The following is a 22,058-nucleotide window of genomic DNA, read 5'->3' on the forward strand; positions in this document are numbered from 1 at the left end:
CCACCGGGTGGCGGGCTGGGCTCTATCGTCGGGGATTGTGCATGGGCAATTCACAACTTGGCACGGTAAGATGATGGTCTCAATGAACAAGGAGGGGGTATGAGACTACTGAGGTGGATTTTTAAAAAGCTTAGGAAGTTCTATGATGTTTACAATACCAAGCGAGGAAGGCTGGTTGTAAACTTCATACTATTGGCACCTATCCCTGTTCTTTTCTACGTCTTTAATTTTAAAGGGTTTGGGGTTTCAGATGATCCTGGGGATTGGGCAAGCTTTGGGGCATATATGTCGGGCACGGTTGGTGTTATTGCCCTGCTTGCAACGATTGATGCTTTGATCGTTACTATAAGTCAGCAGGATAAGTTGTTGGATCAGCAAGAGAGGCAGATAAGCTCAAACGATTCCCATCAGAGAAGAATGGCAGCATATAGCAGAGCTGAAAAGGTGTTTCCTTTACTTCTGGAGAATAGACGAAGTGAGCTTGGGGAGAACGCTTGTCAGTGGATGAAAAGCGTTGGTCTAGCTGGTGATTTTTTTACAGCTTTTCCTGTTGGAACGACATTTCGAGATTTGCTGAAAAATCCTGAAAATGCCAAAAAAGTTCTTGATATAGATGCTGGTCCATCCTTAGCAGTTCTCGCTAATAAAATTCATTATGAGAATTACCAGCTCCTGATTTTTATTAAAGAATGTTTGGAGGATGCGGAGGAATTGAAGGGGTATTATTTGACTCTTCTTGGGGATGATAAAGTGCTTATTACAAGCACATTGGCATTTTATAGAGAATGGCTTGAAGATGTGGAGTATGCTAGGCTTGTCAAGCTTTTTGGTGTGCTCGACTTGAGCATTCTTCCTGGTGCTGCAGAGAGCTACTGGGCAGAAGTTGGGGCGAAGGTTAAATCATCCAATGTCTCGGTGTCACTGCCAAGTGGATAAAAGATAGGTTTTTTAAGTTTTTAATTGTCCCTGTTGCATTTTGTGACTATGCCATGCCCGCCCATGGGGGAAGCCCGCCTAGTGGCGGGCTTTATGCTGAAGATAAGTGATTGTTGAAATCATACCAGAGGCTTCAAGAAGCGACCGCTGACATTGAGTTTGTGGGCCGGGCTGCCTTTAATGTTTCCGGTAAGCTCAAATCCCTTTTCGCTGGTGGGGCCGCTGAGTTCAAGTTCGAAGCTTTGCGCTTGTCCGAACACGGACTTGGCATGTGGATTGAAGCGCCACACTGAAAGCGTCGTGCTTACCCCTTGGCCGCTCTCCAGGATCCGTCCCTGGTAGGCGTAGCCATAGTCACCGCCGTTGATTGAGCCATTGGTCACAGAGACCACCCCCGTACCTTCATCACCTGCCGCACGGAAGTGCACGGCGTAGAGTCCATCGATCATCGGTACTGCTCCTGGTTGCGATATGCACTACCAGCATTACCACGGGTGGCAGCTAACCTCAAACGGCAGAAAAGTGACAGTCGATAGCGCCCCCTCTTTTCCTCACTCTGTTGCCCATTGCACTGCTTCGACCCCTTCTCGATCACCCACGGCAAGGGCGGCGTCGACCGCATCCTTGCGGTCCCAGCTCTGCTTCAGCTGTGCCATATAATGGGCCAAGGCGGCATCGGTCAGGGCGATGACCTAGTCGGGCGTCATCGGGTAGCGGGAGTTCGAGGTGGTGTGGAACTCCTGGATGGGATCGGTCACGCCAGCGGCCTTGAGGTCGCTGGCCTCGATGGTCGTGCAGCGGGCGCTAGATTGAGGCTCAACCAGCCCCACAGGCCCAGGCGAACCATGCTGAGCGGATGAGGGGGCTGCGACGAGCGCTGGCAGACTCACCAAGCAACGACTACAAATGGGAGAGTCGCATCCTCGATGGGTGGGGACGGTCAGGTTGTGCAACCAACATGGAGGTCGAACGATGGCGGGTTACTACGAGCTCAAGCAGGCCACTGATGGCCAGTACCACTTCACGCTCAAGGCGGGTAACCATGAGGTCATTCTGAGCAGCGAGCGCTACACGACGCGATCCGCAGCGGAGAATGGTATTGAGTCGTGCCGCGCCAACAGCGGCAACGATGCTCGCTATGACCGAAAGACGGCTAAGAATGGTCAACCCTTCTTCAATTTGAAGGCCGGGAACGGCCAGGTGATCGGTTCCAGCGAGATGTATTCTTCCGAGGCGGCTCGGGAAAATGGCATCCAGTCCGTGAAGACGAATGGCCAGGGGCCGATGAAGTTCAAGGAGTGAAGGCCGATAGAGAAGCCCGCCATCTGGCGGGCTTTTTTACCATACAACTATTTCAATCCCTTCCCGGTCGCCCGCCTCGAGCGCGGCATCGATGGCGTCCTTGCGGTCCCAGCTCTGCTGCAGCAGAGCTTTATAGTGGGCCAGGGCGGCGTCGGTCATGGCGATGACCTGGTCGGGCGTCATTGGGTAGCGCGTGTTCGATTTGGCCCGGAACTCCTGAACGGTGCCGGTTTCGCCGGTGCCCTTGAGGTCGCGGGCCTCAATCGCCAGGCCGAGCAGGTTCTGGCGATCCTCTGCCTGCATCTGCACCGTGTCCTCGGTGCCATCGGGCATGGTGTAGGGCAGGCCGGCGGCGAGGGCAGCGACCAGAGCGTTCTCAATTTCGCGGCGCTTGCGCGTAGCCAACTTGTCAATAGTCAACTCGGGGCGGTCTGATAAAATAGGGCTCCCTTGCTTATCAGAAATGATGAATTTCCCTTGGGCTTGACCCTCTAGAAGTTGTTTATATTTTTCCTCTGTCACTTCTATAGCGTCACTTGGGACATTGGACTTATGCAGCTTTCTGTCATAAAACCCTTTGCTAACTGGATCATATAGAATTTTCATCATTAATGCCCTACCGAAAAGAAAACTGCAATTCTGCTCTCTGCTGCGCTTTGTGCAGCTTCGAACTGTGAGTTGCTATAAGTCTCAGCCTGATGCATTTCAAAAGAGCCAGTGGCACCACCCCCTGTGGTTAATACAGCGAACGCTCCGTTCGGGAATGTTGTAGGGTAACTGTAATAACTCGGCGTATTACTTACTGACACCCTTCCCCATTGAAACACTAGGCCACCCAGCCAGCTTGGGAAAACAATAAATCCATTCTTCGCAAGGCTTACGCTAAATCCCCACCGCAACTTCTTCGGCGTTACTACCGTTGCATCATCCGTTCCAGCATCGACTTTCTGCTGAGTAGAAACCTTGGCGGCCCCGACAACGGTTTCAGTTGCAGCAGGCAGCCGGTCGGGGTGGACAGTGCCAGAAGTGAGTATGCTGGCGTTTCGGTGATTGACCCAACCACCCCACGCTCCGTTGCTTTTGCGACGTTGATAGAATTGGGACGAAGCTCCTCCCAACACGATCTGCACTGGTTGTGAGCCGTCATGGATCACGAACATCACACCGTAGGAATCAACCCCTGGGCCGTTCGCAGGCTCGCCATTAAACCAGCCGTAAATACCCTCGTTATTGATGTCGTTGAAGTCATCGGTGCTGCTGAGCCTAATGCTCCCACCGAGTCCGAACTGCCTAATCGCAGCCAGGACTCCGGCAGCATCAGGAAATTTATCAGCGGCGCCGCTCTTGGCCTCGGGCAGCGTGGCTTTCTCGACGAAACCAAGCTCGGTTGTCGTAGCGGCGGGATGATCGCGGCTCTGCTCATGCTCGGCGCGTTGGGTATCGACGTACTCCCGGGTGGCCAGCACCACGCTGGGATCGACCTTGAGGGTGACGGCGCTGGTGTCGCTGACTTCGAGGACGAAACGCACGGTCTGGGTGCGTGAACTGCCCTCAGACAACACTGGCTTGTAGGTCTCGGGGTAGTTGCCGATGCCGATCAGGTCGCCGTCGGCATCAACGATGGCGATCTCGCGGATGGTCCAGCCGCCGACATCGGGGGGGATGACCTGCTCGACCACGATCCAGGACGGGTTGTCGGGGTCGGTCTGGCTGGCGTTGATCGCCGCCCGGCGCACCTCGTTGACCAGAGAGGTGGCGCTGCTGTTCGGGGTGGGCAGGCTGCCGCCGCCATCGCCCACGGCCAGCTGGGTGATCTCGATGGTGGTGCCCAGTGCCACGGCGTTGGCCAGCTTGGCCTGACCGACATCGGTGAGCAGCGTATAGAACTGGGGCATTCAGGCCTCCTGTCAGGGGAGTGGGTAGACGGTGGCGGTGTCGGTGCTATCGATGGCGGCGCCCACGTAGAAGAGGCCCTCGACCTCGGTTTCCTCGGCGACGAAGGGCAGCACGGCGGTGACGTCGCCGTCATAGGCGGCGGTGGCCACGTAGGCGGTGCCGCGGCTCTCGCCGGCGAGATCCAGGCCGCTGATGTGGCGACTGACCGGTTTGGCGTCGTCGATCAGCCGCTCAAGCTCGGTGTACATGGCTTCGGTGATGCCGGTGTCGAGCACGCCGATCCTGAGCGCGAAGGTGCCGGGCGTGCCGGTAGGTTCGGTCTCCCACCACTCGACGACCTCGAGCAGATAGCCCAGGGGCTCGACCACCCGGCGCAGCGCCGAGATGGTCCCCTTGCGCTGGTGGACATAGAACGCCGAGGCGATGACGTCGCGCTTGGCGGCATCGGACCAGGTCGGGTCCCAGCGATCGACGCTGAACGCCCAGGCCAGGTACGGCAGCAGGTGGGCCGGGCAGGTCGCCGGGTGCCAGAGGTCGCGCAGCGGCACCGGCACTCGCTGGATCTCGGCCAGGGCCTCGGCGGCGGCCCGTTCCAGGGGTGAGGCGTTGGGCGGCAGCAGACCCTTGAGGTGGTCAGTGTTAGGCATCGCTGCCTCCGATCACCACGCTGGTACCGGTGCAGTGGGCGGCCTGGGTATCGTCCAGGACGACGTCGGCGGCGGGGGCCGTGAGCTCGACGCGCTGCACGCCCTCGACATGCAGGGCGGCATGGATCGCCGAGATACGGATATCCCGACCGATGCGGCGCTGGGCGGAGACGTAGGCATCGAGGGCGGCCTGGGCCGCGGCGAGGATCGGCTCCTGCTCGGGCCCGGGGTAGACGTAGAGGGTGGCATCGACGCTGTAGTCGATGATCTGTGCTGACTGCACGGTGAGGCGGTCGCCCACAGGGCGCACGTCCTCGGCGGAGAGGGCGGCCTCGACCAGGTCGATCAGCTCCTGGGAAGCGGTGCCGTCGCCCTCGGTGGAAAGCAGGGTAACCAGGGCCTCGGCCGGGGCCGGGCTGGTGGCCGTGGCGTCGGCGACCCGGCCGTCGGCGGACAGGGCGTGGTAGACATAGGCGCCGCGCGGGCCGGCCACGCTGAGTCCCTCGAAGGCGCGCTGGGCGCGCAGGCGCAGGTCGGTGTTGCTCTCGTAGGTGGGCGGTACCGGCGGGGTGGCGTTCGGGTCGCCCGGGTCGATCATCAGTCGCTCGACCTCGAAGTTGGCCACCAGGTGATCGAGATCCGTATCGTTGCTGAACGCCAGCATCACCGCCCGGGCGGCTTCGTTGACCCGCTGCCGCCAGTGCAGCTCGCGATAGGCGTTCTCTTCCAACAGCTTGGTCAGCGGCTCGCTCTCCAGCGCGAGGGTGGCCTCTACCTCGGCGCGCCGGCTCTCGCCGACCAGGTCGAGCAGCCGCGCCTTGCGCTCGGCGAGGATGGTCTCGTAGTCGAGGGTCTCGACGACGTCGGGCGCGGGGAGCTGCGACAGGTCGATGGTGCCGGTCATGTGATCGGAACCTCGAGGGAAACGGTCTCACCGGAGTCGATGAGGCGGGCGACGATGGCGAGGTCGAGACGCCCCGGGCGCTCGGTGGAGACCTCGCGGGTGATCTGCTGCACGCGGATCCGCGGTTCCCATTTCATGAGCGCGACGACGGCCGCCGAGTAGGCCCGCAGTGCCGTGGCTTCGTTGAGGGGCTGGTCGATCAGCTCGGGCAGCAGCGAGCCGTAGTCGCGACGCATGACCCGCGAGCCGATCGGCGTGGTGAGGATGTCGCTCACGCTCTGACGGATATGCTCGAGGTGGTCCAGGGCGCGGCCGGTGGTGGCGTTCATTCCGGTCATTGCACGGGCCCTCCACTCTGGCCGCTGCCGGGCACGACGCCGGTGTGGGGGTGGTCATGGCCAACGTTCACGGCGTTATGGGTCAGCTCGCCGCCGTCCTGGGCGTAGCTGCCCTGGCGGGCCATGTTGCCCTGGTGAGCGATGTCGCCGAGCCAGGACGTGCCGCCCGGGGCCTCGATCTCGATGCGGCCGGGCAGCTTGATGCGCAGCACACTGGCCTCGTGGTCGTACTCGAACAGGCCACCGTCCGGGAACAGGCGGCGGTACAGGGCGGCGAGAGCCGCCGGCGCGGGATGGGCATCGGAAAACAGCCCGGTCAGCACCACCCCGGCCGCGGGATCGCCGCCGGGCGAAAACACCACGACCTGCTCGCCTTCAGTGGGCGGGTCCCAGTCCCTGGTGGTGCCGGCGCGGCCTTCGATCCAGGGCAGCCAGTCGGTCAGCAGCTCACCGGATTTCACGCGCACGCGCGCCGCCTGATGATCCACCGCGGCGATGGTCCCGGTGCGGATCAGGTTGTGAATCAGGCGGAGGAGCTCGGTGATAGTCATGCCGCTATCGTGCTGCGGCGGCATTGGCAGGCGAAGCGGGGGCGGGTGTGAGTCGAGGGACTTACACCGGGTCTAGGTGGGTCAGCAGCGAGTCGAGGATCAGCTGACGGTCGGCCTCGGTGAAGCCGAGCAACTCGCGCTGTGGGTACTCGATGGTCGGGCCGTCACGGCCGATGCGATCGCGCAGGCCGTACTGGTGGGTCTTAGCGAGCCGGGCGACGTTGCCGAAGAAGCCCACCACGGCGGTATCGCCGCGCGCGGAGGCCTTGAGCCACTTGACGGTGGAGAGCTTGCCGAACATGGCCCGGCGACGGATGCCACCCTGGCGGGCCCGCCACTTCTGGGGCCGGCGCGGGGCGTAGGGCGTGCCATCGGGGTTGGTCTGCGCCCTGATGCGCTCGCGTTGGCTGCGGCGCAGGTCGCGGGCGACGGAGCGCGCCAGTCGGCGGCGCTCCTTGGTCTCGAGCCGGGCCAGCAGCGGGGCGACCCAATCCTCCAGGGCCTGCAGGTCATCCGCCATCGGTGGACGCCTCGCCCCATTCAGACGCCAGGGTGTAGTCGTCATCGGTATTGGTGTCGCGGATCAGCAGCTGCCAATGCTGCGTCACCGGGCAGGCGTCGAGCTCGAAGCGGGGCAGGGCGCGATCGACCCGAATGGTGCCTGTCTCGCAGTCCACCTTGGCGATGACGCGTTCGGTGAGCCGCACGCGCAGGGCGAGGTCCACCGAGCGGTTGCTGAGGATCTCGGCCTCGAAGCTGACGGCCTCGCCGGGCTCCGCGTCGGGCTGGTACTCGGCGAGCCACTGCAGCAGCGGCACCATCACCGTGTCCAGGTCGTCGCCGAAGTCGGTGAGGACCAGCTGGGCGGCGTACTGGTACTCATGGGACAGGTTGCGTCCGCGGCGAAACTCGATGCTGCCTTCCTCGACGAAGGTGAGCAGCCGGTCCGGATCCCGGGCCAGCGAGGGGACGGCGCCGATCAGCCGCTGTCGCAGCAGGTGCAACTTCTTCATGGACGGGCCTCGAGCAGCTCGACCAGGCCATTGTGGCGCGTGGCGCAGCCGTGATACTGGCGGGCCCAACGGGCCAGGGTGAGAGCGACGTCCTGTCCGGTGCCGTCAGTCAGCGCCGGCAGGGTCGCGGGGCAGGGGCGCAGCAGGCCCTGCTGGATCGGGTCGGCGCCCGGCGGCGGCGTCGTTGAGCAGGCGGATAGCGTCGTCGCCAAGGCAAACGCGCTGATAGATCGGCTTCTGCACTTCACGAATGATCCCTCGATCGATAATGCGTTCGTTGGCGTCGAGCTCGGCCAGGCGTGCCTCGACGGCGTGGGCGATGCGCGATTCCCGGGCGAGCGCGGCGTCGATGGCCTGCTGGGCGGCCCGTTCGGCGGTGAGGCGCTGGCTGTCCTCCAGCCAGCCGCGGGCAGTCCAGCCGGTAACCAGGGCGGCGACCAGCAGCAGGGCCGCGAGCGGCAGTTTCAGGTGGTTCATGCCTGGGCCCTGAGCAGTCCGGGGCGGGTGCCTCGGCTGTCGATGGTGAGCAGCTGGCGGCGATCGTCCGCTGGGCGCAGGCTGAGGTGGATCCAGCGGTCATGCTCGTTAATGAGCTGGTCGAAGCAGAGTCCTGGTACCTCGGCGATAGCCTGGCAGGTGGCCAGCACGCTGCTTGGCCCCTGGTGAAAGCCGGGCACGGTGAAATCGGCGGCGAGCCCCAGGCGATGGGCGCTGTTGGGTACGCCGCCCACGGCGCGGTTGACCCGCTCGTTGCGAAAGCCCGAGGTGATGACGACCGGGTGGCCGCCCAGGTGGGCGCGAATCCGCTCCAGGCATTCGGCCAGGCGCCGCAGGTTGGCCAGTTCCTGGGCGTTGGGCTGGTTGGCGTCGCCGAGCCGCCGAGCGGTGCTCGAGCGGGTGAATTCGGACAGATGGAAGTGGGGGGTGAGTTGCATCAGAGTCTCCGGAGCGGAAAGACATGGGCGACGTTGCCGCGGGCGCGCAGCAGCAGTGCGGCAACGATGACCAACGCGATGGCCAGGCCGATGCTGGCCGGCTCGGGCAGGGCCAGGCCGGGGAGCTTGAAGATCAGCACCACATTGGCGCAGGCCAGTAGCCAGGCGAGGAAGGAGATGCCACGGCGGTAGCGGCTTCCTCGACGCTGGAAGGTGAGGATGCGGAGCAGGCTGATGGTGGCCGCGAGAATCGCGATATCGGTGAAGACGCTCATTTTCTCCCTCCGGGTCCTAGCCAGGCCTTGAGGTCCAGAGTGCGAACTCCTTCGATGACCCGAATCCCGGCGGTGACGGTGATAGAGGCGCCGATGAAGGCAGAGACGGCGGTGGCTTCGAGGTAGTCGCCGAGCAGGGAGGGGCCGCCCAAGTAGCCGATAACGAAGGAGATCGGCAGGTAGGCGATCCTCATCCAGAGCGGAAACTCCTTCTTGCCGCTGATGAAGAACAGCAGGGCGCCACAGAAGGCCCCAATGGCTGCGTCAGGATCGACCCCGGGCAGCAAGGCGATCAGGGCGGCGGTGAGGCTGACGGTGCCAGCGGCGACGGCGGTGCTGGGTTCGGCCATGGGGTTCCTCGTTGTCAGGTCCAGAGCTGGACGGTGGGCCGCCTGGGCGGCTCGGGGGCGATGTCCGGCAGCCGCACCGGGGTGCCGTGAGGCAGGATCGGCCCGAGGTCGGCGAAGCCGGGGTTCGCCTTCAGTACCTGCTCGGTGACACCCTGGGTGCGGCCGTAGACGCGATAGCAGATGGCATCGAGGGTGTCGTGCTGCCGGGCCCGGACGGTACGGGCCATCAGACCAATCCTCCGGGAGAGGATTGGAACAGCGCGCAGCGCTGGCCCGCAGGGTGAACGACAGGGACGTTGTTCATATCAGCTCGACGGTGCTATGCGGGCGGCCTTCGATCTCGCTGATCGCCCAGGCGGCATCGCGGCGGTAGCTGTCCGCCGGCTCGGTGAGCTGTTCGCCGCGATCGCGCCCGCTGTTGGTGGCGTCGTAATCGGCGTAGCGCTCGAGCAGGCTGGCGTGCGCCATGGAGAACACCGCGCGTCGGTACAGTCCCGGGTAGATACCGGGCGCCTGCCAGATGGGTACCGGCACCGCGTCCACCGTGGGGTGCCCGGCCTCGACCTGGCGGGCCTGCCAGTCGCGCAGGGTGCGGTTGACCATGGCCATGGCGGTGAGCAGGGCACCCTCGAGGCGCACGGCGGTGACCGTGCTGTCCAGGCGGTGCTGGTCGCGGAAAGCGCTGGGGTCGAGGTCCGGCCAGAAGCCGTTGTTCTGGATCGGCTCGGCGGTGGTGTCCGTGGCGCTGCCGGCGGAGACGAAGCTGGTCATCGGCGGTGATCCTGGTTGAAGGGGGTGGGCGACGGTTCGAGCCGGGAGGAAGCCTCCTCTCTAGCGTCGCGCCCCCTGACGTCGGCGTGCGACTCGGTGGAGCCGATCAGGCGTGGTCGGCCCGATCGGCATCGTTGTGTTGCCGGATCTGGCGATCCAGGCGTTCGAGATCCTTCTTCACGCCCACCCGGTCGTTGAGCTCCAGGGCGCGGGCCAGGCTGAGCCGGGACGGCTCCAGCCGCCCGGCGTCGCGCTGGGCGTAGCCGAGGGACTTGTAGAGCTTGGCGCGCACCTGGTCGTGCATGTCGGCGTCGCGGGTCAGTACCTCGACCTCCTCGAGCAGTTCGAGCAGGTCGGTTACCTCGGCGTCCTGGGCTTCGATCAGCTTGAGTGCCTGGTCGGAGACCTCCTCGGCGATGATCGCCGCGGTGCCGCGCTCGAACTGGTCGGGCGGGGTGAGGCCGTGCTGGAGCGCGTAGCGGGCGATGGCCACTGCGCCGGCGATGTCGCCGGCATCGATGCGCCACAGCATCACGCGCATCAGCACGTCGTCCTGGGCGCCGCGGCCGGCGGCGAGCACGCCGTCGACGTAGTCGGCGTACTTGGGCAGGATCTCGCGCTTGATCTCGGCCTTGCGTTCCATCGACTGGGTCGACTTGAGGCGCCGGTAGTCCTCGAACAGCGCGGCCTGCATCAACTGGTAGGCGTCGCCCTGCATCGGGGCGTCGCCGGAGGCCTCGGCCGCCTGGGCGGCCGAGACGCGCTGGAAGTGACGTCGGGCGAGGCTGGTCATGCGATTCCTCCCTTAGCCGTTGAGTGCGGCCGGCGACATCTCGATGTTCTCGACCAGGGCGCCGGCACCGAAGTCCTCGACGACATAGGCGTCGTTGGAGCTCTCGTAGTTCTCGATGCGGTTGCGCTTGGGGTTCTCGGCGACGTGGCGGCGCCGCGCGCCGGTTTGCCAGTAGATCGAGAGGTTATCGAGGGTGGTGACCAGGATGGCGTCGTCGGGGAAGTAGGGGACGTCCATGCCCTGCAGGCCGCCGATGCGCTTCTGGCTGATCACCAGGTCGGCGGCCATCTGCTCGCTGGGCAGCGACTGGTTGAGCAGCGGGAAGTACTTGTCGGCCAGCAGGCTTCGCCCAACGATCACCACCAGCCCCGGCGCCTGGCGGTACCAGGGTTCGATCAGGCTGTTGACGACGTCGTAGACCAGGGCGTCGAGGGTGGCGTAGTCGCCGACGATGCCGGTGACGTTGCCCTCGGCGTCCGTGGTCTTCGTGGGGTCGATCAGGATCTTGCCGGCGGTCTTACCGTCCTTGAGGACCCGGGCCGGGGCCTGGGTGCGGTAGTGCTGCAGCCAGCCGATGTTGACGTCCTGGAGCATCGGGTTGGCGACCGGGTCGGTCTGTGCCGCCGCCGAGGTGCCGTGGAAGCCGATCATCATCCGATCGAGCGCCTGCTGGCGGACGATGGCATCACGGATCATCGCCTGGAAGTTGGGGAACTTGGCCCAGGCGTCCAGCTTGGCGTAGCCGAGGTGAGTGTCGAACTCGGTCATCCGGCACTCGTAGCCCTGGGCATCCAGGGTCGAGAGGTCGCGGGTCTGGCGGTCCTGGTTGGTGACGTTGGTGCGCGCGGCGATGGGGCCGGAGACGCCGAGGGCGAGCTTTTCCCCCTTCAGCTCATCGACACCGATCACGTTGATGCGACCCAGGAAGTCGCTCGACTCCTGGATACGCTTCTCCAGGCGCTGCTGGATGCTGGGCTCCACTGCGAACTTCTGGGTCGCGTCGGGCACGCCGTTGAGCTTCGCCACCTGGGCGGCGAACTGGTTGAAGAGAATGCGGGTATCGTTGCGCATGGATCGAGGCGTCCCTTAGCAGTCGGTTTCGATGGCGGCGTCGGAGCCGGTCGCGCGTGAGCGCTGGTGTTGCCGGCCGGGCTCGTTGTCGAGCTGGGCGAACAGGTCCTCGAAGCGGCCTTTCAGCTCGTCGTGATCGGCTCGCAGGGAGCTGAATGCGGTATCGGAGGGGCGCTTGGCCAGCTCTCCTTCGAGTGCGGTGTGCTTCTCGACGAAGAGCGCGAGGGTCTGCTGCAGGTCGGCTTGGAAGGCGGCGAGCTCGTGTTTGTGCTTGCCGCTGTGCTTGGCGAACAGTGACTTCACGGTGTCGAGCAGGTTGGGGCCGTTCGCCTCCGCCGGGGCTTCGGTAAAGTCGAGCGCGGTCTCGACCGCAGCGGAGAAGAGGTTCTCGGGGCGTTGCTTGCGGCTGGCGAGCGGGGATTCCTGGCCCTGTTCGGCGCTGAACTGCAGCATGGAGGTGCCCAGGGAGGCTGGGGAGTCGGTGACGGCCAGGCCCACCAGGTAGGCTTCGCCGCTGCCGGCGAAGTCGAGATCGACTTCCATCGAGGTGTAGACCTTCTGGCGCTTCTCGACCAAGGCCTTGAGCTCATCGGTCGGATCGATCTCGGCGAACAGCGCCATCTTGCCGTCGTCGCCTTTCTCGGCCTTCAGCGCGGTGACGTCGCCATAGGACTTGAAGGGGCCATCGGGCAGCAGGCCCTTGATGTGCTCCATGTTGACGCGGCAGCCATACTTGGCCGGGTCGAAATTCTTGGCCATCTGGGTGAGCCAGTCGGCGCTGATGACACGGCCATCGGTGGTGGCGCCTTCGGTTCCGATACGATGCCAGGGCATGAGAGGGCCTCGGTTGGGATGTGCGGAATGGTTGCCGTCAGGTTCCGCGCACACGAGGGCCGGCTCAACGCGCTACCGGTGTAAGTGGGCCGACTCACACCGAGGGGCCCGGTGTCGCTGCTGCGCGCGCGGGTACGCTGGCGGCATGACACCGCAAGCGCACATCGACGACGATCACTACCGGCTTTCCGCACGGCACCTCTACTGGATGGGGTGGCGCATCGCGCGCATTGCCGAGTTCCTGGATATCCCGCGAGCCACCATCGACAGCTGGAAAAAGCGCGACGATTGGGACGCCGCCACGCCGACCCAGCGGGTAGAAGGCGCGCTGGAAGCGCGCATGGTCCAACTGATCTGGAAGGAGCAGAAGGAAGGCAAGGACTTCAAGGAACTGGACTTGTTGGGCCGGCAGATCGAGCGCCTGGCCCGGGTGCACAAGTACCAGGAATCGGGCCGCGAGACCGACCTGAATCCCAACATCGAGCGGCGCAATGCCGGCGAGAAGCGCAAGCCCAAGCGCAACGATGTGGGCGACGAAGGCGTGATCCAGGTCGTCGAGGCGTTCGAGGCCTCGCTGTTCGATTACCAGCGTGTCTGGTACCGCGCCGGCCAGCACGAGCGCATCCGCAACCTGCTCAAGTCACGCCAGATCGGCGCCACCTGGTACTTCGCCCGGGAGGCGATCGCCGATGCCCTGGAGACCGGTAAGAACAAGATCTTCATGAGCGCCTCGAAGGCCCAGGCGCATATCTTCCGCCACTACATCGTGCAGTTCGTGAAAGAGATCACCGGCGTCGAGTTGAAGGGCGACCCGATCATCCTCGCCAATGGGGCGGAATTGCACTTTTTGGGGACGAACGCCAAGACGGCCCAGGGCTACCACGGCGACACCTTCTTGGACGAGTATTTCTGGATCCACGGCTTCGAGCAGTTCCGCAAGGTGACCAGCGGGATGGCGATGCATAAACGCTGGAAGCAGACCTACTTCAGCACACCATCCTCCGTGGCCCACGAGGCCTATCCCTTCTGGACCGGCGAGCGCTTCAACAAGCGGCGCAAGAAGGCCGAGCGGGTGACGATCGATGTCAGCCATGCCGCGCTGAAGGGCGGGGCGCGCGGCCCGGACGGTCAGTGGCGCCAGATCGTGACGATCGAGGACGCCATCGCCGGCGGCTGCGACCTGTTCGATATCGACCAGCTGCGCCTGGAGTACTCCGACGACGAGTTCGCCAACCTGCTGATGTGCGAGTTCGTCGACGACACCCAGAGCGCCTTCCCACTGGCGATGATGCAGAAGTGCATGGTCGACAGCTGGGACGCCTGGCGGGATCTTAAGCCGTTCGCGCCGCGCCCCTATGGCGAGCATCCGGTGTGGATCGGCTATGACCCGGCCGGCGACGGCGAGGAGGGCGATGGGGCGGGGCTGGTGGTGGTGGCGCCGCCGCGCTCGATGAGCGGCAAGCACCGGCTGCTCGAGCGGCATCGCCTGAAAGGGCGCGATTACGAAGCCCAGGCGGAGTTCATCCGCGAGGTGACCCGCCGCTACAACGTTACCTTCATCGGCATCGACACCTCCGGCTTGGGCGAGGCCGTCGCCCAACTGGTGGCCAAGTTCTTCCCCACCGTCACCCGCTACCGCTACACGCCGGAGGTCAAGGCGCGGCTGGTCATGCAGGCCCAGCAGATTATCAACAAGGGCCGCCTCGAATTCGACGCCGGCTGGACCGACCTGGCCCAGTCGTTCATGGCGATTCGCCGCGAGCTCACCGCCTCCGGTCGCCAGTTCACCTACAGCGCAGGGCGCAACAACCAGACCGGTCACGCCGACCTGGCCTGGGCGACCATGCATGCCCTGCACAACGAGCCTCTCGACGGTCCGGTCGATCACGGTACCGGACGATCCCTGATGGAGATGTTTGAATGAGCGAGCCCGCAGCAGCCAAGCCCCGCGTGCGCGTGCCGGCCTACCGCACCGACGATGGTGCCGACCGGGCCCCGGCGCTCGCGAAGGCGGAAGCGTTCAGCTTCGGCGATCCGGTGCCGGTCATCGACGGCTACGACTTCTTCTACACCGGCTGCTGGATGCTGGGCAGCGAGTGGTACGAGCCGCCGGTGGACTTCCCGGCCCTGGCCCAGACCTACCGCGCCACGGCGCATCATGGCAGTGCCCTCCAGGTGAAGCGCAATATCCTGGTGCGCTCGTTCATTCCCCATCCGTTGCTCAGTCGGCAGGCCTTCAGCGCCCTGGTCACCGACTACCTGGTGTTCGGCAACTGCTATCTCGAGCGGATCTTCGGGCGACTGGGAAGGCTGCTCGCGCTGCGCCCGGCCCGGGCCAAGTACGTGCGCCGGGGCGCCGACCTGGAGCGCTACTTCTGGGTGCCCAACTGGAGCGAGCGCAGCGAGTTCGCCCCGGGCAGCGTGATCCATCTGCTCGAGCCGGACATCAACCAGGAGGTCTATGGCGTGCCCGATTACCTGGGCGCCCTGCAGTCGATCTACCTCAACGAGAACGCCACCTTGTTCAGGCGCAAGTACTACCTCAACGGCTCCCACGCGGGATTCGTGATGTACGTCTCCGACGCGGCCCAGAACCAGGAGGATATCGACGCCATGCGCACGGCGTTGAAGGAGTCGAAGGGAGTCGGCAACTTCCGCAACCTGTTCCTCTACAGCCCCAACGGAAAGAAGGACGGCATCCAGATCATCCCGATCTCGGAGGTGGCCGCGAAGGACGAGTTCGCCTCGATCAAGAACATCACCCGCGACGACCAGCTCGCCGGTCACCGGATCCCGCCGCAGCTGATGGGGGTGATCCCCAACAACACGGGTGGCTTCGGCGACGTCGAGAAAGCGGCCCGGGTCTTCGTGATCAACGAGCTTGAGCCGCTGCAGGCGATCCTCAGCGAGATCAACGACCACGTCGGCCAGGAGGTGGTGCGCTTCCGGCCGTACTCGCTCGATGCGGCTAGCGTTTCGCCTCCTGGCTGATATGAAAAAGCCCGGAGCCATGGGCCCCGGGCATGTATCGCCGTGATCGTCCCTGATCATCAACGCCTTCCTGGCGCATCCAGCGACACCGAAAGCATACCAAAAACTGGATAAATAAACAGGTGTCTGGATGACCATGAAACCGATCCTCCCATGGATGGGAGGCAAGCGCCGCCTTGCAAAGGCCATTATTCCCCAGTTCCAGCCGCACAGGACCTATGTGGAACCCTTCTGTGGAGGCGCAGCGATCTTCTTCCTGAAGGAGCCGAGCCCCGTGGAGGTGATCAATGACGCCCACGGGGAGCTGGTGAACCTCTATCGCATCGTCAAGCACCACCCCGACGAGCTGGTGCGCCAGTTCCGCTGGAGCCTGGTGAGCCGGGAAGAGTACCTAACCCAGCGTGAGGTGAATCCGCACCACCTCACGGATGTGCAGCGCGCGGCGAGGTTCTTCTACCTGCAGAAGCTTGCCTTCGGCGCCAAGGTCCACGGCCAGACCTTCGGCACGTCGGCCACCACCCCGCCTCGCCTCAACCTGATGCGTATCGAGGAGGACCTGAGCCAGGCGCATCTCCGGTTATCGCGCACGGTGATCGAGCACCTGGACTGGGCCGAATGTGTGACCCGCTACGATCGCCCCGAGACCCTCTTCTACCTGGATCCGCCATACTGGGATACCGCCGGCTATGGAGGGGAGTTCGGCCTCGAAGAGTACGATCGGATGGCGGAGCTGGCTCACAACGCAAAGGGGCAGGTGGTGATCAGTGTCAACGACATCCCGGAGATGCGGCGGGCGTTCGCGGGGCTCAACATCCACTCCACCCAGATCCGCTACACCGTCGGCAAACAAGCCACCGGGAAGCGGGGAGAGCTCATCATCTGCAACCGCTGACCAGTGCTTTCCTGCATCAACCGCCGCCCATAACCTGGGCGGCTTTTTTCATCCCGGACCGACGCCCAGCGCATGTCCACGCCGGCGGCGCCCCACGGCGCGCCGTCGACACCCCGCCCCGCCTGCGCGCTAAACCTGTCGCTTTTCACGCACTCGTGCAGGACGACGAATGCAGCCTAGCCGTAGGGCCTCGGGGCGGTTTGCAGAGGGCAGTCACCCATGCGGAATCATGCGAAATCAAGCAGGCCACGCACTAGGGCGGGAGGAGAGCGGTTCCTGAGAAGGTGAGGGGGGCTCGGAAAAAGGTAACATCGGTCACAAGGGGGTGTTTTCTATGCTAAGCACCTGAGAAGTAAAGGCTTTTCTGTTACCCCAAAAAGGTAATGTGAGGTAATGCAAAAGGTAACGCGGATGCAAGTGGCTGTTTTCAAGGGATTTGGATTTCTCTCTCTGTGACCTCTTAAAAAGGTAACGCATTACCTTTGCATCACCTTTTTGTTACCTTTTGAACGACCGTTAGAATCCCTTTGTATTCAGGTATTTAGGCCGGATTTCTGGAAGGCATTACCTTTGTTACCTTTTTCCGAGCCCCCCACGGATTCTGAGGTTACCCCGCGTAAGGGGCGCGCACGCACGCGTATCTCAGGTTTCTGACGAGAACCTGGGGACTGGGCGGGGACTGAAGATCGAAGGATATGAGATTGTTGTGGCCAACAAAATCAATAACTTAGGAGATAAAATGGTGCGGATGGGGAGACTTGAACTCCCACGCCCGAAGGCACCAGAACCTAAATCTGGCGTGTCTACCAATTCCACCACATCCGCAGGGTGAACGGAGCCCAATGGCTCGTCGACAGGGCCCCATATTCTAGGTGAATAGTGCCTCAAGTCAAGGCGTTATTGGCCTCGCCGGGGAGCCGTAGATGGGCCGCGGCGGCCATCGCCAGGGCCTGGGGCGAGCGCTTCCCCAGGGGCGGCACCACCCCCAGGCAAGGCTCGGGCAGGTGCCGGCGCAGGCAGGCCAGGTTGGCCGCCTGTTCCGCCATATCGGCATCGATGCCGTTGGCCACCCAGCCGGCCAGCGTCAGGCCGTCGGCGCGGATCGCCTCGGCGCTGAGTCGGGCATGATTGATGGCGCCCAGCTTGAGCCCCACCACCAGGATCACCGGCAGCGCCAGGCGCTCGGCCAGGCCGGCCAGGTCTTCCCGATCGTTGAGGGGCACCCGCCAGCCCCCGGCCCCCTCCACCAGGATCAGGTCCCGGGGCAGCGCCAGGCTCGGTGCCAGGGTCTCCACCAGGCCGGCCAGGGTCAGGCGATCGCCGGCCCGCTCGGCGGCCAGGTGGGGGGCGATGGCGGGGGCATACGCATGGGGGTTGATGGTGGCGTAGTCCATGGCCGGGGCGCTGAAGGCCTGCAGGGCCAGGGCATCGGCGTTGCGCAGGCCCTGTGGGGTCGTCTCACAGCCGGAGGCCACCGGCTTGAGGCCCAGGGTGGTGAGGCCGGCGTTTCTCGCCCGGGCCAGCAGGCCCGAGGCCACCAGGGTCTTGCCGGCATCGGTATCGGTTCCGGTAATAAAATAAGCGCTCATTGTCGGCTCACTTATCGAGGATCAGGGACAGGCGTTGAGGTTCTGGACGGTGCGTCGACAGGCCGGCGCGGGCGGTGCATCGGCGCTGGTTGACTCACTTATCGAGGATCAGGGACAGGCGTTGAGGTTCTGGACGGTGCGTCGACAGGCCGGCGCGGGCGGTGCATCGGCGCTGGTTGACTCACTTATCGAGAATCAGGGTCAGGCGCTGGTAGCTGACCGGCAGGCCGGCGGGTTCGCGCAGGGCCTCGAAACGGGCCCGGGCACGCTCCAGGTCGGCGCGGCCCAGGCGCGGCGCGTCGTTGTCCGGGGCCACCTGGGCACCGACTCCCTTGATGGAGGCCATCACCGCGGCCAGGTCCGGGTAGAAGAAGCGTTCCCGGGCGCTCTCCAGGCGCACCGCGCCGAAGCCCGCTCGTCGCGCCGCCGCCTCCAGGCGTTCGGCATCGACGAAGTCGAGCAGGGCGGCGGGGCGGCCGGGACGCGACCAGGCCGTGGCCACCTCGGCCAGGGTGCCGGGGCCCAGGGTGTTGATCAGGGCGCGGCCGCCGGGGCCCAGCACCCGATGCGCCTCGGCGAGCACCGCCGCGGGATCGGGACACCACTGGATCGCCAGGTTGGAAAACAGCAGGTCCAGGGCGTTATCGGCCAGCGGCAGGGCCGCGGCATCGCCGCGTACCCAGGCGATGGCTTCCGTGTGACGGCGCCGGGCCTCCGTCAGCATGGCCGGGGCCAGGTCGAGGCCGACCACCCGGGCCATGGGATAGTGGCGGGCCAGGCGGGCGCTCCAGTGGCCGGGGCCGCAGCCCAGGTCGAGGACAGTCTCGGCTTGAGCCGGCAGGTGGGCCCAGAGACGCTCGCCCAGGGCGGCCTGGGCCGCGGCGCGCCGGCAGTAGTGAGGGGCGGCGCGGCCGAAGGCCTGGGCCACCCGGCGCCGCCAGGCCCGGGGCTCGGCCTGTGGGCAGTCGGCCTGGGCATGGCCGTGGGTCGGGACGCCGAGGGTGGCCTGCGTCATGCCAGTCGCTCCCCCGAGAGTTCCTCGAGCAGTGCCTCGAGGTGCCTGGCCAGGGCCGCCGGGCGACTCAACTGGGGGCAGTGTCCCGCCTCCTCGAGCAGCGTCTCGTCCGGCTGTGCGGCGGGTAGCAGCGGATCCCGGGCGCCGCGCAGCCGCCGGATGGGGCAGGGGGGGGCGGCGAGTATCGCACCGATATCCAACTGGGCCAGCTGTGCCAGGCCGGCCTCCAGGGTGGCGAGGGAGGCGGGGGGCGTCTCGCCCAGCAGGTCGCGGAGTCGCACATGCGCCTGGCGCGGGGCCGGTTCGCCACCCAGCTGATGGCGCAGGAAGTGGCGCCAGGTGGCGTGCGGATCCCGGGCGAAGGCGCGCCGGAAGCCGGCGAGCTCCTCCGGCGACACCGGCCCCAGGGTAAAGCGCGGGGCACAGCCGAGCAGCACCAGGCCGCGGGGCGGAGGCAGGTGCTCCAGCAGCGCGGCGGCCAAGAGGCCGCCCAGGGACCAGCCCACCCAGAGTGCCTCGCCGGGCAGGGCCGGGGTCATGGCCGCGGCAAGCTTATCGAGGGCGTCGGGGGTGGCCAGGGGGGCGGCATCGCCATAGCCGGGCCAGTCCGGCGTGGAGACCTCCACCCCGGCGGACCAGTGGGGGGCCAGGGGGTCCCAGATACGGGCGTCGCAGCCCCAGCCGGAGAGCAGCACCAGGCGACTCACGGAAGCGGCTCCGGGTCGGCGGCGAGCAGCTCGGCGAGGCGTTCCAGCAGCTCATCGATATCTTCCCGGCGGTGGCCGCTGGAGAGGGTGATGCGCAGCCGCCCCTGGCCCTGGGGCACGGTGGGCGGGCGGATGGCGCCGACCATGAAACCCGCTTCCCGCAACGCCAGGCTCCAGCGCATCACTCGGGCGCTATCGCCCAGCAGCAGGGGCTGGATGGGGGTCGGCGAGGCGAGCAGCGGCAGCTTCAGCTCGGCGGCCCGGGCGTGAAAGTGGTCGAGATGCTCATGCAGTCGCCGACGGCGCTCCGGCTCCATCTCGAGGATGTCCAGGGCACGCAGGGTCGCCATGGCCATTCCGGGGGGCTGGGCGGTGGTGTAGATATAGGGGCGGGCGAACTGGATCAGGGTATCGATCAAGAGGTCATCGCCGGCCACGAAGGCGCCGGCGGTGCCCAGGGCCTTGCCCAGGGTGCCCACCAGTACCGGCACCTGCTCGGCATCGAAGCGCCGCCCCACGCAGCCATCGCCATGCTCACCGAGGACGCCCAGGCCATGGGCGTCATCGATCATCAGCCAGGCGTCGTGGCGGGCGCAGACCGTCGCCAGGCCGTCGATATCCGCCATATCGCCATCCATGCTGAAGACGCCGTCGCTGACCACCAGGCGTGGCCCGGTCTCCTCGGCTCGCCCGAGCAGGCGCTCCAGGTCCTCCAGGTCGCGGTGGTGGAAGCGCCGGCTGCGGGCCCCGGCCAGTCGTGCCCCGTCCAGCAGGGAGGCGTGGTTGAGGCGATCCTGGAAGAGATGGGTCTGGTGGTCGCAGAGTGCCTGGAGGGTGCCGAAATTGGCCATATAGCCGGTGGAGAAGAGCAGCGCCCGGGGGCGGCCGGTGAGATCGGCGAGGCGCTCCTCCAGCAGTTGATGGGGCAGCAGGTGACCATTGACCAGGTGCGAGGCCCCGGCGCCGGCACCGAAGCAGCGGGCGCCCTGGGACTGGGCCTCGGCCAGCCGCGGATCCCGGGCCAGGCCCAGGTAGTCGTTGCTGGCGAAGTCGCGCACCCGGCTGCCCGGGGCCGGGGTCATGGTAAGTCGCTCCCGCCATAGCCCCGCCTCGCGCTGACGGGCGAGGCGGGCCGAGAGTCGCTGCCGCCAGACCATCAGGCCTCCGTGGCGTCGTAGTAGAGGCCGGCGCTGGCCTGGCGTTGCATGGCGCTTTCCAGGGTCGCGGCCTGCTGACGGTCGTCGGCACAGGTCTCACGCTGCTCCGGGTGCAGCCCGAGGCGAGCGAAGAGGCGCTTGTCCCGAGCCGCCTCGGGGTTCTCGGTGGTCAGCAGGCGTTCGCCATAGAAGATCGAGTTGGCACCGGCTAGGAAGGCCAGGGCCTGGGTGCTGTCGTCCATCTGTTCGCGTCCTGCGGAGAGCCGCACATGGCTCCTTGGCATCAGGATACGCGCCACGGCGATGGCGCGCACGAATTCGATGGGATCCAGGTCGTCGACGTCCTCCAGGGGCGTGCCGGGTACCTTGACCAGCATATTGATCGGCACCGATTCCGGGTGCGGATCGAGGCGCGCCAGCTGCTGGAGCAGGGCGGCCCTGTCGCGCCCCGACTCGCCCATGCCGAGGATACCGCCGGAGCAGATCTTCATGCCGGCCTCGCGCACATGGCCCAGGGTCTCCAGACGATCGGCATAGCTGCGAGTGGTGATGATCTCGCCGTAGTACTCCGGGGAGGTGTCCAGGTTGTGGTTATAGTAGTCGAGGCCGGCCTCGGCCAGGCGCCGGGCCTGGGCGTCGTCGACCATGCCCAGGGTCATGCAAGTCTCCAGGCCCAGGGCCTTGACCCGCTTGACCATCTCCAGCACCACCACCAGGTCCTTCTCCCGCGGGCTGCGCCAAGCCGCGCCCATGCAGAAGCGGCTGGCGCCGGCGGCCTTGGCGGCCTCGGCCTGAGCCACTACCTTCTCGATCTCCAGCAGCTTCTCCTTGTCCAGCCCGGTGGTGTAGTGCCCCGATTGGGGGCAATACTTGCAGTCCTCGGGGCAGGCGCCGGTCTTGATGGAGAGCAGGGTGGAGACCTGCACCGCATTGGGATCGAAGTGGCTGCGGTGGACCTGCTGGGCCTGGAACAGCAGGTCATTGAAGGGCAGCGCGAAGAGCGCTTCGATCTCGTCCACCGACCAGTCGTGGCGGGGCGGGGTGGGGCTGGCTAGAGTCATGGTAGGGCTCGCGGCTGACTTGGTTAACTA

General features: G+C 65.2%; 28 protein-coding genes and 1 tRNA gene. 5 read left to right on the plus strand and 24 right to left on the minus strand.

The annotated features are described in order from the left end of the window. The first annotated feature begins 99 nt into the window (after positions 1-99). Positions 100-936, plus strand: a complete 837-nt coding sequence (locus ACQ1W9_RS08410) for a hypothetical protein (protein WP_431026175.1) — start codon at positions 100-102, stop codon at positions 934-936. 119 nt (positions 937-1,055) lie between these two features. On the opposite strand, the gene ACQ1W9_RS08415 is transcribed toward ACQ1W9_RS08410, so the two are convergent. Further along, the gene (locus ACQ1W9_RS08415) at positions 1,056-1,385 is read right to left on the minus strand and encodes a GrlR family regulatory protein (protein ID WP_431026176.1); all 330 of its coding nucleotides are present in this window, start codon (positions 1,383-1,385) and stop codon (positions 1,056-1,058) included. A gap of 523 nt (positions 1,386-1,908) precedes the next feature. Here ACQ1W9_RS08415 and ACQ1W9_RS08420 point away from each other — a divergent pair. Continuing rightward, complete coding sequence (locus tag ACQ1W9_RS08420; protein WP_431026177.1) at positions 1,909-2,238, plus strand: YegP family protein; 330 nt, start codon at positions 1,909-1,911, stop codon at positions 2,236-2,238. Positions 2,239-2,274: 36 nt separating this feature from the next. Here ACQ1W9_RS08420 and ACQ1W9_RS08425 read toward each other — a convergent pair whose 3' ends face one another. The 17 genes from ACQ1W9_RS08425 to ACQ1W9_RS08505 all read right to left on the minus strand — a co-directional run bounded on the left by ACQ1W9_RS08425 (position 2,275) and on the right by ACQ1W9_RS08505 (position 12,616). Then, positions 2,275-2,844: a hypothetical protein gene (locus ACQ1W9_RS08425; protein WP_431026178.1), complete on the minus strand. Its 570-nt coding sequence runs from the start codon at positions 2,842-2,844 to the stop codon at positions 2,275-2,277. 2 nt (positions 2,845-2,846) lie between these two features. Then, on the minus strand, positions 2,847-4,133 hold the full coding sequence (locus tag ACQ1W9_RS08430; RefSeq protein WP_431026179.1) for a phage tail protein: 1,287 nt from the start codon (positions 4,131-4,133) through the stop codon (positions 2,847-2,849). Positions 4,134-4,145: 12 nt separating this feature from the next. Continuing rightward, complete coding sequence (locus tag ACQ1W9_RS08435; protein ID WP_431026180.1) at positions 4,146-4,781, minus strand: phage tail protein I; 636 nt, start codon at positions 4,779-4,781, stop codon at positions 4,146-4,148. Beyond that, the gene (locus ACQ1W9_RS08440; protein WP_431026181.1) at positions 4,774-5,685 is read right to left on the minus strand and encodes a baseplate assembly protein; all 912 of its coding nucleotides are present in this window, start codon (positions 5,683-5,685) and stop codon (positions 4,774-4,776) included. The genes ACQ1W9_RS08435 and ACQ1W9_RS08440 overlap by 8 nt, the downstream gene beginning before the upstream one ends. Continuing rightward, on the minus strand, positions 5,682-6,023 hold the full coding sequence (locus ACQ1W9_RS08445; protein ID WP_431026182.1) for a GPW/gp25 family protein: 342 nt from the start codon (positions 6,021-6,023) through the stop codon (positions 5,682-5,684). Before ACQ1W9_RS08445 ends, ACQ1W9_RS08440 begins: the two co-directional genes overlap by 4 nt. Then, positions 6,020-6,574: a phage baseplate assembly protein V gene (locus ACQ1W9_RS08450; RefSeq protein ID WP_431026183.1), complete on the minus strand. Its 555-nt coding sequence runs from the start codon at positions 6,572-6,574 to the stop codon at positions 6,020-6,022. Before ACQ1W9_RS08450 ends, ACQ1W9_RS08445 begins: the two co-directional genes overlap by 4 nt. 61 nt (positions 6,575-6,635) lie before the next feature. After that, a complete protein-coding gene (locus tag ACQ1W9_RS08455) occupies positions 6,636-7,094 on the minus strand; it encodes a phage virion morphogenesis protein (protein ID WP_431026184.1) in 459 nt (152 codons plus the stop codon). Beyond that, positions 7,084-7,587, minus strand: coding sequence for a phage tail protein (locus ACQ1W9_RS08460; RefSeq protein ID WP_431026185.1), 504 nt, complete (start codon positions 7,585-7,587; stop codon positions 7,084-7,086). Before ACQ1W9_RS08460 ends, ACQ1W9_RS08455 begins: the two co-directional genes overlap by 11 nt. A 105-nt stretch (positions 7,588-7,692) precedes the next feature. Beyond that, positions 7,693-8,064, minus strand: a complete 372-nt coding sequence (locus tag ACQ1W9_RS08465; protein WP_431026186.1) for a hypothetical protein — start codon at positions 8,062-8,064, stop codon at positions 7,693-7,695. Further along, positions 8,061-8,522 carry a D-Ala-D-Ala carboxypeptidase family metallohydrolase gene (locus ACQ1W9_RS08470; RefSeq protein ID WP_431026187.1) on the minus strand — a complete coding sequence of 154 codons (462 nt, stop codon included), beginning with the start codon at positions 8,520-8,522 and terminating at the stop codon, positions 8,061-8,063. The genes ACQ1W9_RS08465 and ACQ1W9_RS08470 overlap by 4 nt, the downstream gene beginning before the upstream one ends. Beyond that, positions 8,522-8,797: a phage holin family protein gene (locus ACQ1W9_RS08475; protein ID WP_431026188.1), complete on the minus strand. Its 276-nt coding sequence runs from the start codon at positions 8,795-8,797 to the stop codon at positions 8,522-8,524. The genes ACQ1W9_RS08470 and ACQ1W9_RS08475 overlap by 1 nt, the downstream gene beginning before the upstream one ends. Beyond that, positions 8,794-9,147 (minus strand): putative holin, encoded by a 354-nt coding sequence (locus tag ACQ1W9_RS08480; RefSeq protein ID WP_431026189.1) that lies wholly within the window; start codon positions 9,145-9,147, stop codon positions 8,794-8,796. The genes ACQ1W9_RS08475 and ACQ1W9_RS08480 overlap by 4 nt, the downstream gene beginning before the upstream one ends. Positions 9,148-9,161: 14 nt before the next feature. Continuing rightward, complete coding sequence (locus ACQ1W9_RS08485; RefSeq protein WP_431026190.1) at positions 9,162-9,374, minus strand: tail protein X; 213 nt, start codon at positions 9,372-9,374, stop codon at positions 9,162-9,164. 73 nt (positions 9,375-9,447) lie between these two features. Continuing rightward, the gene (locus ACQ1W9_RS08490) at positions 9,448-9,918 is read right to left on the minus strand and encodes a head completion/stabilization protein (protein WP_431026191.1); all 471 of its coding nucleotides are present in this window, start codon (positions 9,916-9,918) and stop codon (positions 9,448-9,450) included. Between the two features lie 106 nt (positions 9,919-10,024). Next, positions 10,025-10,711, minus strand: coding sequence for a phage terminase small subunit (gpM, locus tag ACQ1W9_RS08495; RefSeq protein WP_431026192.1), 687 nt, complete (start codon positions 10,709-10,711; stop codon positions 10,025-10,027). A gap of 12 nt (positions 10,712-10,723) precedes the next feature. Continuing rightward, positions 10,724-11,782 carry a phage major capsid protein, P2 family gene (locus ACQ1W9_RS08500; RefSeq protein ID WP_431026193.1) on the minus strand — a complete coding sequence of 353 codons (1,059 nt, stop codon included), beginning with the start codon at positions 11,780-11,782 and terminating at the stop codon, positions 10,724-10,726. Between the two features lie 15 nt (positions 11,783-11,797). Further along, a complete protein-coding gene (locus ACQ1W9_RS08505) occupies positions 11,798-12,616 on the minus strand; it encodes a GPO family capsid scaffolding protein (RefSeq protein WP_431026194.1) in 819 nt (272 codons plus the stop codon). A 145-nt stretch (positions 12,617-12,761) separates the two neighbouring features. On the opposite strand from ACQ1W9_RS08505, the gene ACQ1W9_RS08510 reads away from it, so the two are divergent. From ACQ1W9_RS08510 to ACQ1W9_RS08520, 3 genes are all read left to right on the plus strand, one after another. Continuing rightward, positions 12,762-14,540: a terminase large subunit domain-containing protein gene (locus ACQ1W9_RS08510; protein ID WP_431026195.1), complete on the plus strand. Its 1,779-nt coding sequence runs from the start codon at positions 12,762-12,764 to the stop codon at positions 14,538-14,540. Beyond that, a complete protein-coding gene (locus ACQ1W9_RS08515) occupies positions 14,537-15,607 on the plus strand; it encodes a phage portal protein (RefSeq protein WP_431026196.1) in 1,071 nt (356 codons plus the stop codon). Before ACQ1W9_RS08510 ends, ACQ1W9_RS08515 begins: the two co-directional genes overlap by 4 nt. A 130-nt stretch (positions 15,608-15,737) precedes the next feature. Beyond that, on the plus strand, positions 15,738-16,499 hold the full coding sequence (locus tag ACQ1W9_RS08520; RefSeq protein WP_431026197.1) for a DNA adenine methylase: 762 nt from the start codon (positions 15,738-15,740) through the stop codon (positions 16,497-16,499). A gap of 740 nt (positions 16,500-17,239) precedes the next feature. Here the strand turns inward: ACQ1W9_RS08520 and ACQ1W9_RS08525 are convergent. The 6 genes from ACQ1W9_RS08525 to bioB form a co-directional block, all read right to left on the minus strand. Next, positions 17,240-17,324 (minus strand) — tRNA-Leu (locus tag ACQ1W9_RS08525). Positions 17,325-17,383: 59 nt separating this feature from the next. Beyond that, on the minus strand, positions 17,384-18,088 hold the full coding sequence (bioD, locus tag ACQ1W9_RS08530) for a dethiobiotin synthase (RefSeq protein ID WP_431026198.1): 705 nt from the start codon (positions 18,086-18,088) through the stop codon (positions 17,384-17,386). Between the two features lie 181 nt (positions 18,089-18,269). Beyond that, the gene (locus ACQ1W9_RS08535; RefSeq protein ID WP_346063558.1) at positions 18,270-19,103 is read right to left on the minus strand and encodes a methyltransferase domain-containing protein; all 834 of its coding nucleotides are present in this window, start codon (positions 19,101-19,103) and stop codon (positions 18,270-18,272) included. After that, entirely contained in the window at positions 19,100-19,810 is a 711-nt protein-coding gene (locus ACQ1W9_RS08540; RefSeq protein ID WP_346063559.1) for an alpha/beta fold hydrolase, read from the minus strand. Before ACQ1W9_RS08540 ends, ACQ1W9_RS08535 begins: the two co-directional genes overlap by 4 nt. Next, positions 19,807-20,967, minus strand: a complete 1,161-nt coding sequence (bioF, locus tag ACQ1W9_RS08545) for an 8-amino-7-oxononanoate synthase (protein ID WP_431026199.1) — start codon at positions 20,965-20,967, stop codon at positions 19,807-19,809. Before bioF ends, ACQ1W9_RS08540 begins: the two co-directional genes overlap by 4 nt. After that, positions 20,967-22,028: a biotin synthase BioB gene (gene bioB / locus ACQ1W9_RS08550; RefSeq protein WP_431026200.1), complete on the minus strand. Its 1,062-nt coding sequence runs from the start codon at positions 22,026-22,028 to the stop codon at positions 20,967-20,969. The genes bioF and bioB overlap by 1 nt, the downstream gene beginning before the upstream one ends. Positions 22,029-22,058: the final 30 nt, after the last annotated feature.

This window comes from Halomonas sp. H5, from assembly GCF_050613175.1.
GTDB classification, from domain to species: domain Bacteria; phylum Pseudomonadota; class Gammaproteobacteria; order Pseudomonadales; family Halomonadaceae; genus Bisbaumannia; species Bisbaumannia salifodinae.

What these genes read in the sequence shown, in the direction of transcription:
- ACQ1W9_RS08410 (WP_431026175.1), top strand. Translation starts at nt 100, where the DNA reads ATGAGACTACTGAGGTGGATTTTTAAAAAGCTTAGGAAGTTCTATGAT.
- ACQ1W9_RS08415 (WP_431026176.1), bottom strand. Translation starts at nt 1,385, where the DNA reads ATGATCGATGGACTCTACGCCGTGCACTTCCGTGCGGCAGGTGATGAA.
- ACQ1W9_RS08420 (WP_431026177.1), top strand. Translation starts at nt 1,909, where the DNA reads ATGGCGGGTTACTACGAGCTCAAGCAGGCCACTGATGGCCAGTACCAC.
- ACQ1W9_RS08425 (WP_431026178.1), bottom strand. Translation starts at nt 2,844, where the DNA reads ATGAAAATTCTATATGATCCAGTTAGCAAAGGGTTTTATGACAGAAAG.
- ACQ1W9_RS08430 (WP_431026179.1), bottom strand. Translation starts at nt 4,133, where the DNA reads ATGCCCCAGTTCTATACGCTGCTCACCGATGTCGGTCAGGCCAAGCTG.
- ACQ1W9_RS08435 (WP_431026180.1), bottom strand. Translation starts at nt 4,781, where the DNA reads ATGCCTAACACTGACCACCTCAAGGGTCTGCTGCCGCCCAACGCCTCA.
- ACQ1W9_RS08440 (WP_431026181.1), bottom strand. Translation starts at nt 5,685, where the DNA reads ATGACCGGCACCATCGACCTGTCGCAGCTCCCCGCGCCCGACGTCGTC.
- ACQ1W9_RS08445 (WP_431026182.1), bottom strand. Translation starts at nt 6,023, where the DNA reads ATGACCGGAATGAACGCCACCACCGGCCGCGCCCTGGACCACCTCGAG.
- ACQ1W9_RS08450 (WP_431026183.1), bottom strand. Translation starts at nt 6,574, where the DNA reads ATGACTATCACCGAGCTCCTCCGCCTGATTCACAACCTGATCCGCACC.
- ACQ1W9_RS08455 (WP_431026184.1), bottom strand. Translation starts at nt 7,094, where the DNA reads ATGGCGGATGACCTGCAGGCCCTGGAGGATTGGGTCGCCCCGCTGCTG.
- ACQ1W9_RS08460 (WP_431026185.1), bottom strand. Translation starts at nt 7,587, where the DNA reads ATGAAGAAGTTGCACCTGCTGCGACAGCGGCTGATCGGCGCCGTCCCC.
- ACQ1W9_RS08465 (WP_431026186.1), bottom strand. Translation starts at nt 8,064, where the DNA reads ATGAACCACCTGAAACTGCCGCTCGCGGCCCTGCTGCTGGTCGCCGCC.
- ACQ1W9_RS08470 (WP_431026187.1), bottom strand. Translation starts at nt 8,522, where the DNA reads ATGCAACTCACCCCCCACTTCCATCTGTCCGAATTCACCCGCTCGAGC.
- ACQ1W9_RS08475 (WP_431026188.1), bottom strand. Translation starts at nt 8,797, where the DNA reads ATGAGCGTCTTCACCGATATCGCGATTCTCGCGGCCACCATCAGCCTG.
- ACQ1W9_RS08480 (WP_431026189.1), bottom strand. Translation starts at nt 9,147, where the DNA reads ATGGCCGAACCCAGCACCGCCGTCGCCGCTGGCACCGTCAGCCTCACC.
- ACQ1W9_RS08485 (WP_431026190.1), bottom strand. Translation starts at nt 9,374, where the DNA reads ATGGCCCGTACCGTCCGGGCCCGGCAGCACGACACCCTCGATGCCATC.
- ACQ1W9_RS08490 (WP_431026191.1), bottom strand. Translation starts at nt 9,918, where the DNA reads ATGACCAGCTTCGTCTCCGCCGGCAGCGCCACGGACACCACCGCCGAG.
- gpM (WP_431026192.1), bottom strand. Translation starts at nt 10,711, where the DNA reads ATGACCAGCCTCGCCCGACGTCACTTCCAGCGCGTCTCGGCCGCCCAG.
- ACQ1W9_RS08500 (WP_431026193.1), bottom strand. Translation starts at nt 11,782, where the DNA reads ATGCGCAACGATACCCGCATTCTCTTCAACCAGTTCGCCGCCCAGGTG.
- ACQ1W9_RS08505 (WP_431026194.1), bottom strand. Translation starts at nt 12,616, where the DNA reads ATGCCCTGGCATCGTATCGGAACCGAAGGCGCCACCACCGATGGCCGT.
- ACQ1W9_RS08510 (WP_431026195.1), top strand. Translation starts at nt 12,762, where the DNA reads ATGACACCGCAAGCGCACATCGACGACGATCACTACCGGCTTTCCGCA.
- ACQ1W9_RS08515 (WP_431026196.1), top strand. Translation starts at nt 14,537, where the DNA reads ATGAGCGAGCCCGCAGCAGCCAAGCCCCGCGTGCGCGTGCCGGCCTAC.
- ACQ1W9_RS08520 (WP_431026197.1), top strand. Translation starts at nt 15,738, where the DNA reads ATGACCATGAAACCGATCCTCCCATGGATGGGAGGCAAGCGCCGCCTT.
- bioD (WP_431026198.1), bottom strand. Translation starts at nt 18,088, where the DNA reads ATGAGCGCTTATTTTATTACCGGAACCGATACCGATGCCGGCAAGACC.
- ACQ1W9_RS08535 (WP_346063558.1), bottom strand. Translation starts at nt 19,103, where the DNA reads ATGACGCAGGCCACCCTCGGCGTCCCGACCCACGGCCATGCCCAGGCC.
- bioF (WP_431026199.1), bottom strand. Translation starts at nt 20,967, where the DNA reads ATGGTCTGGCGGCAGCGACTCTCGGCCCGCCTCGCCCGTCAGCGCGAG.
- bioB (WP_431026200.1), bottom strand. Translation starts at nt 22,028, where the DNA reads ATGACTCTAGCCAGCCCCACCCCGCCCCGCCACGACTGGTCGGTGGAC.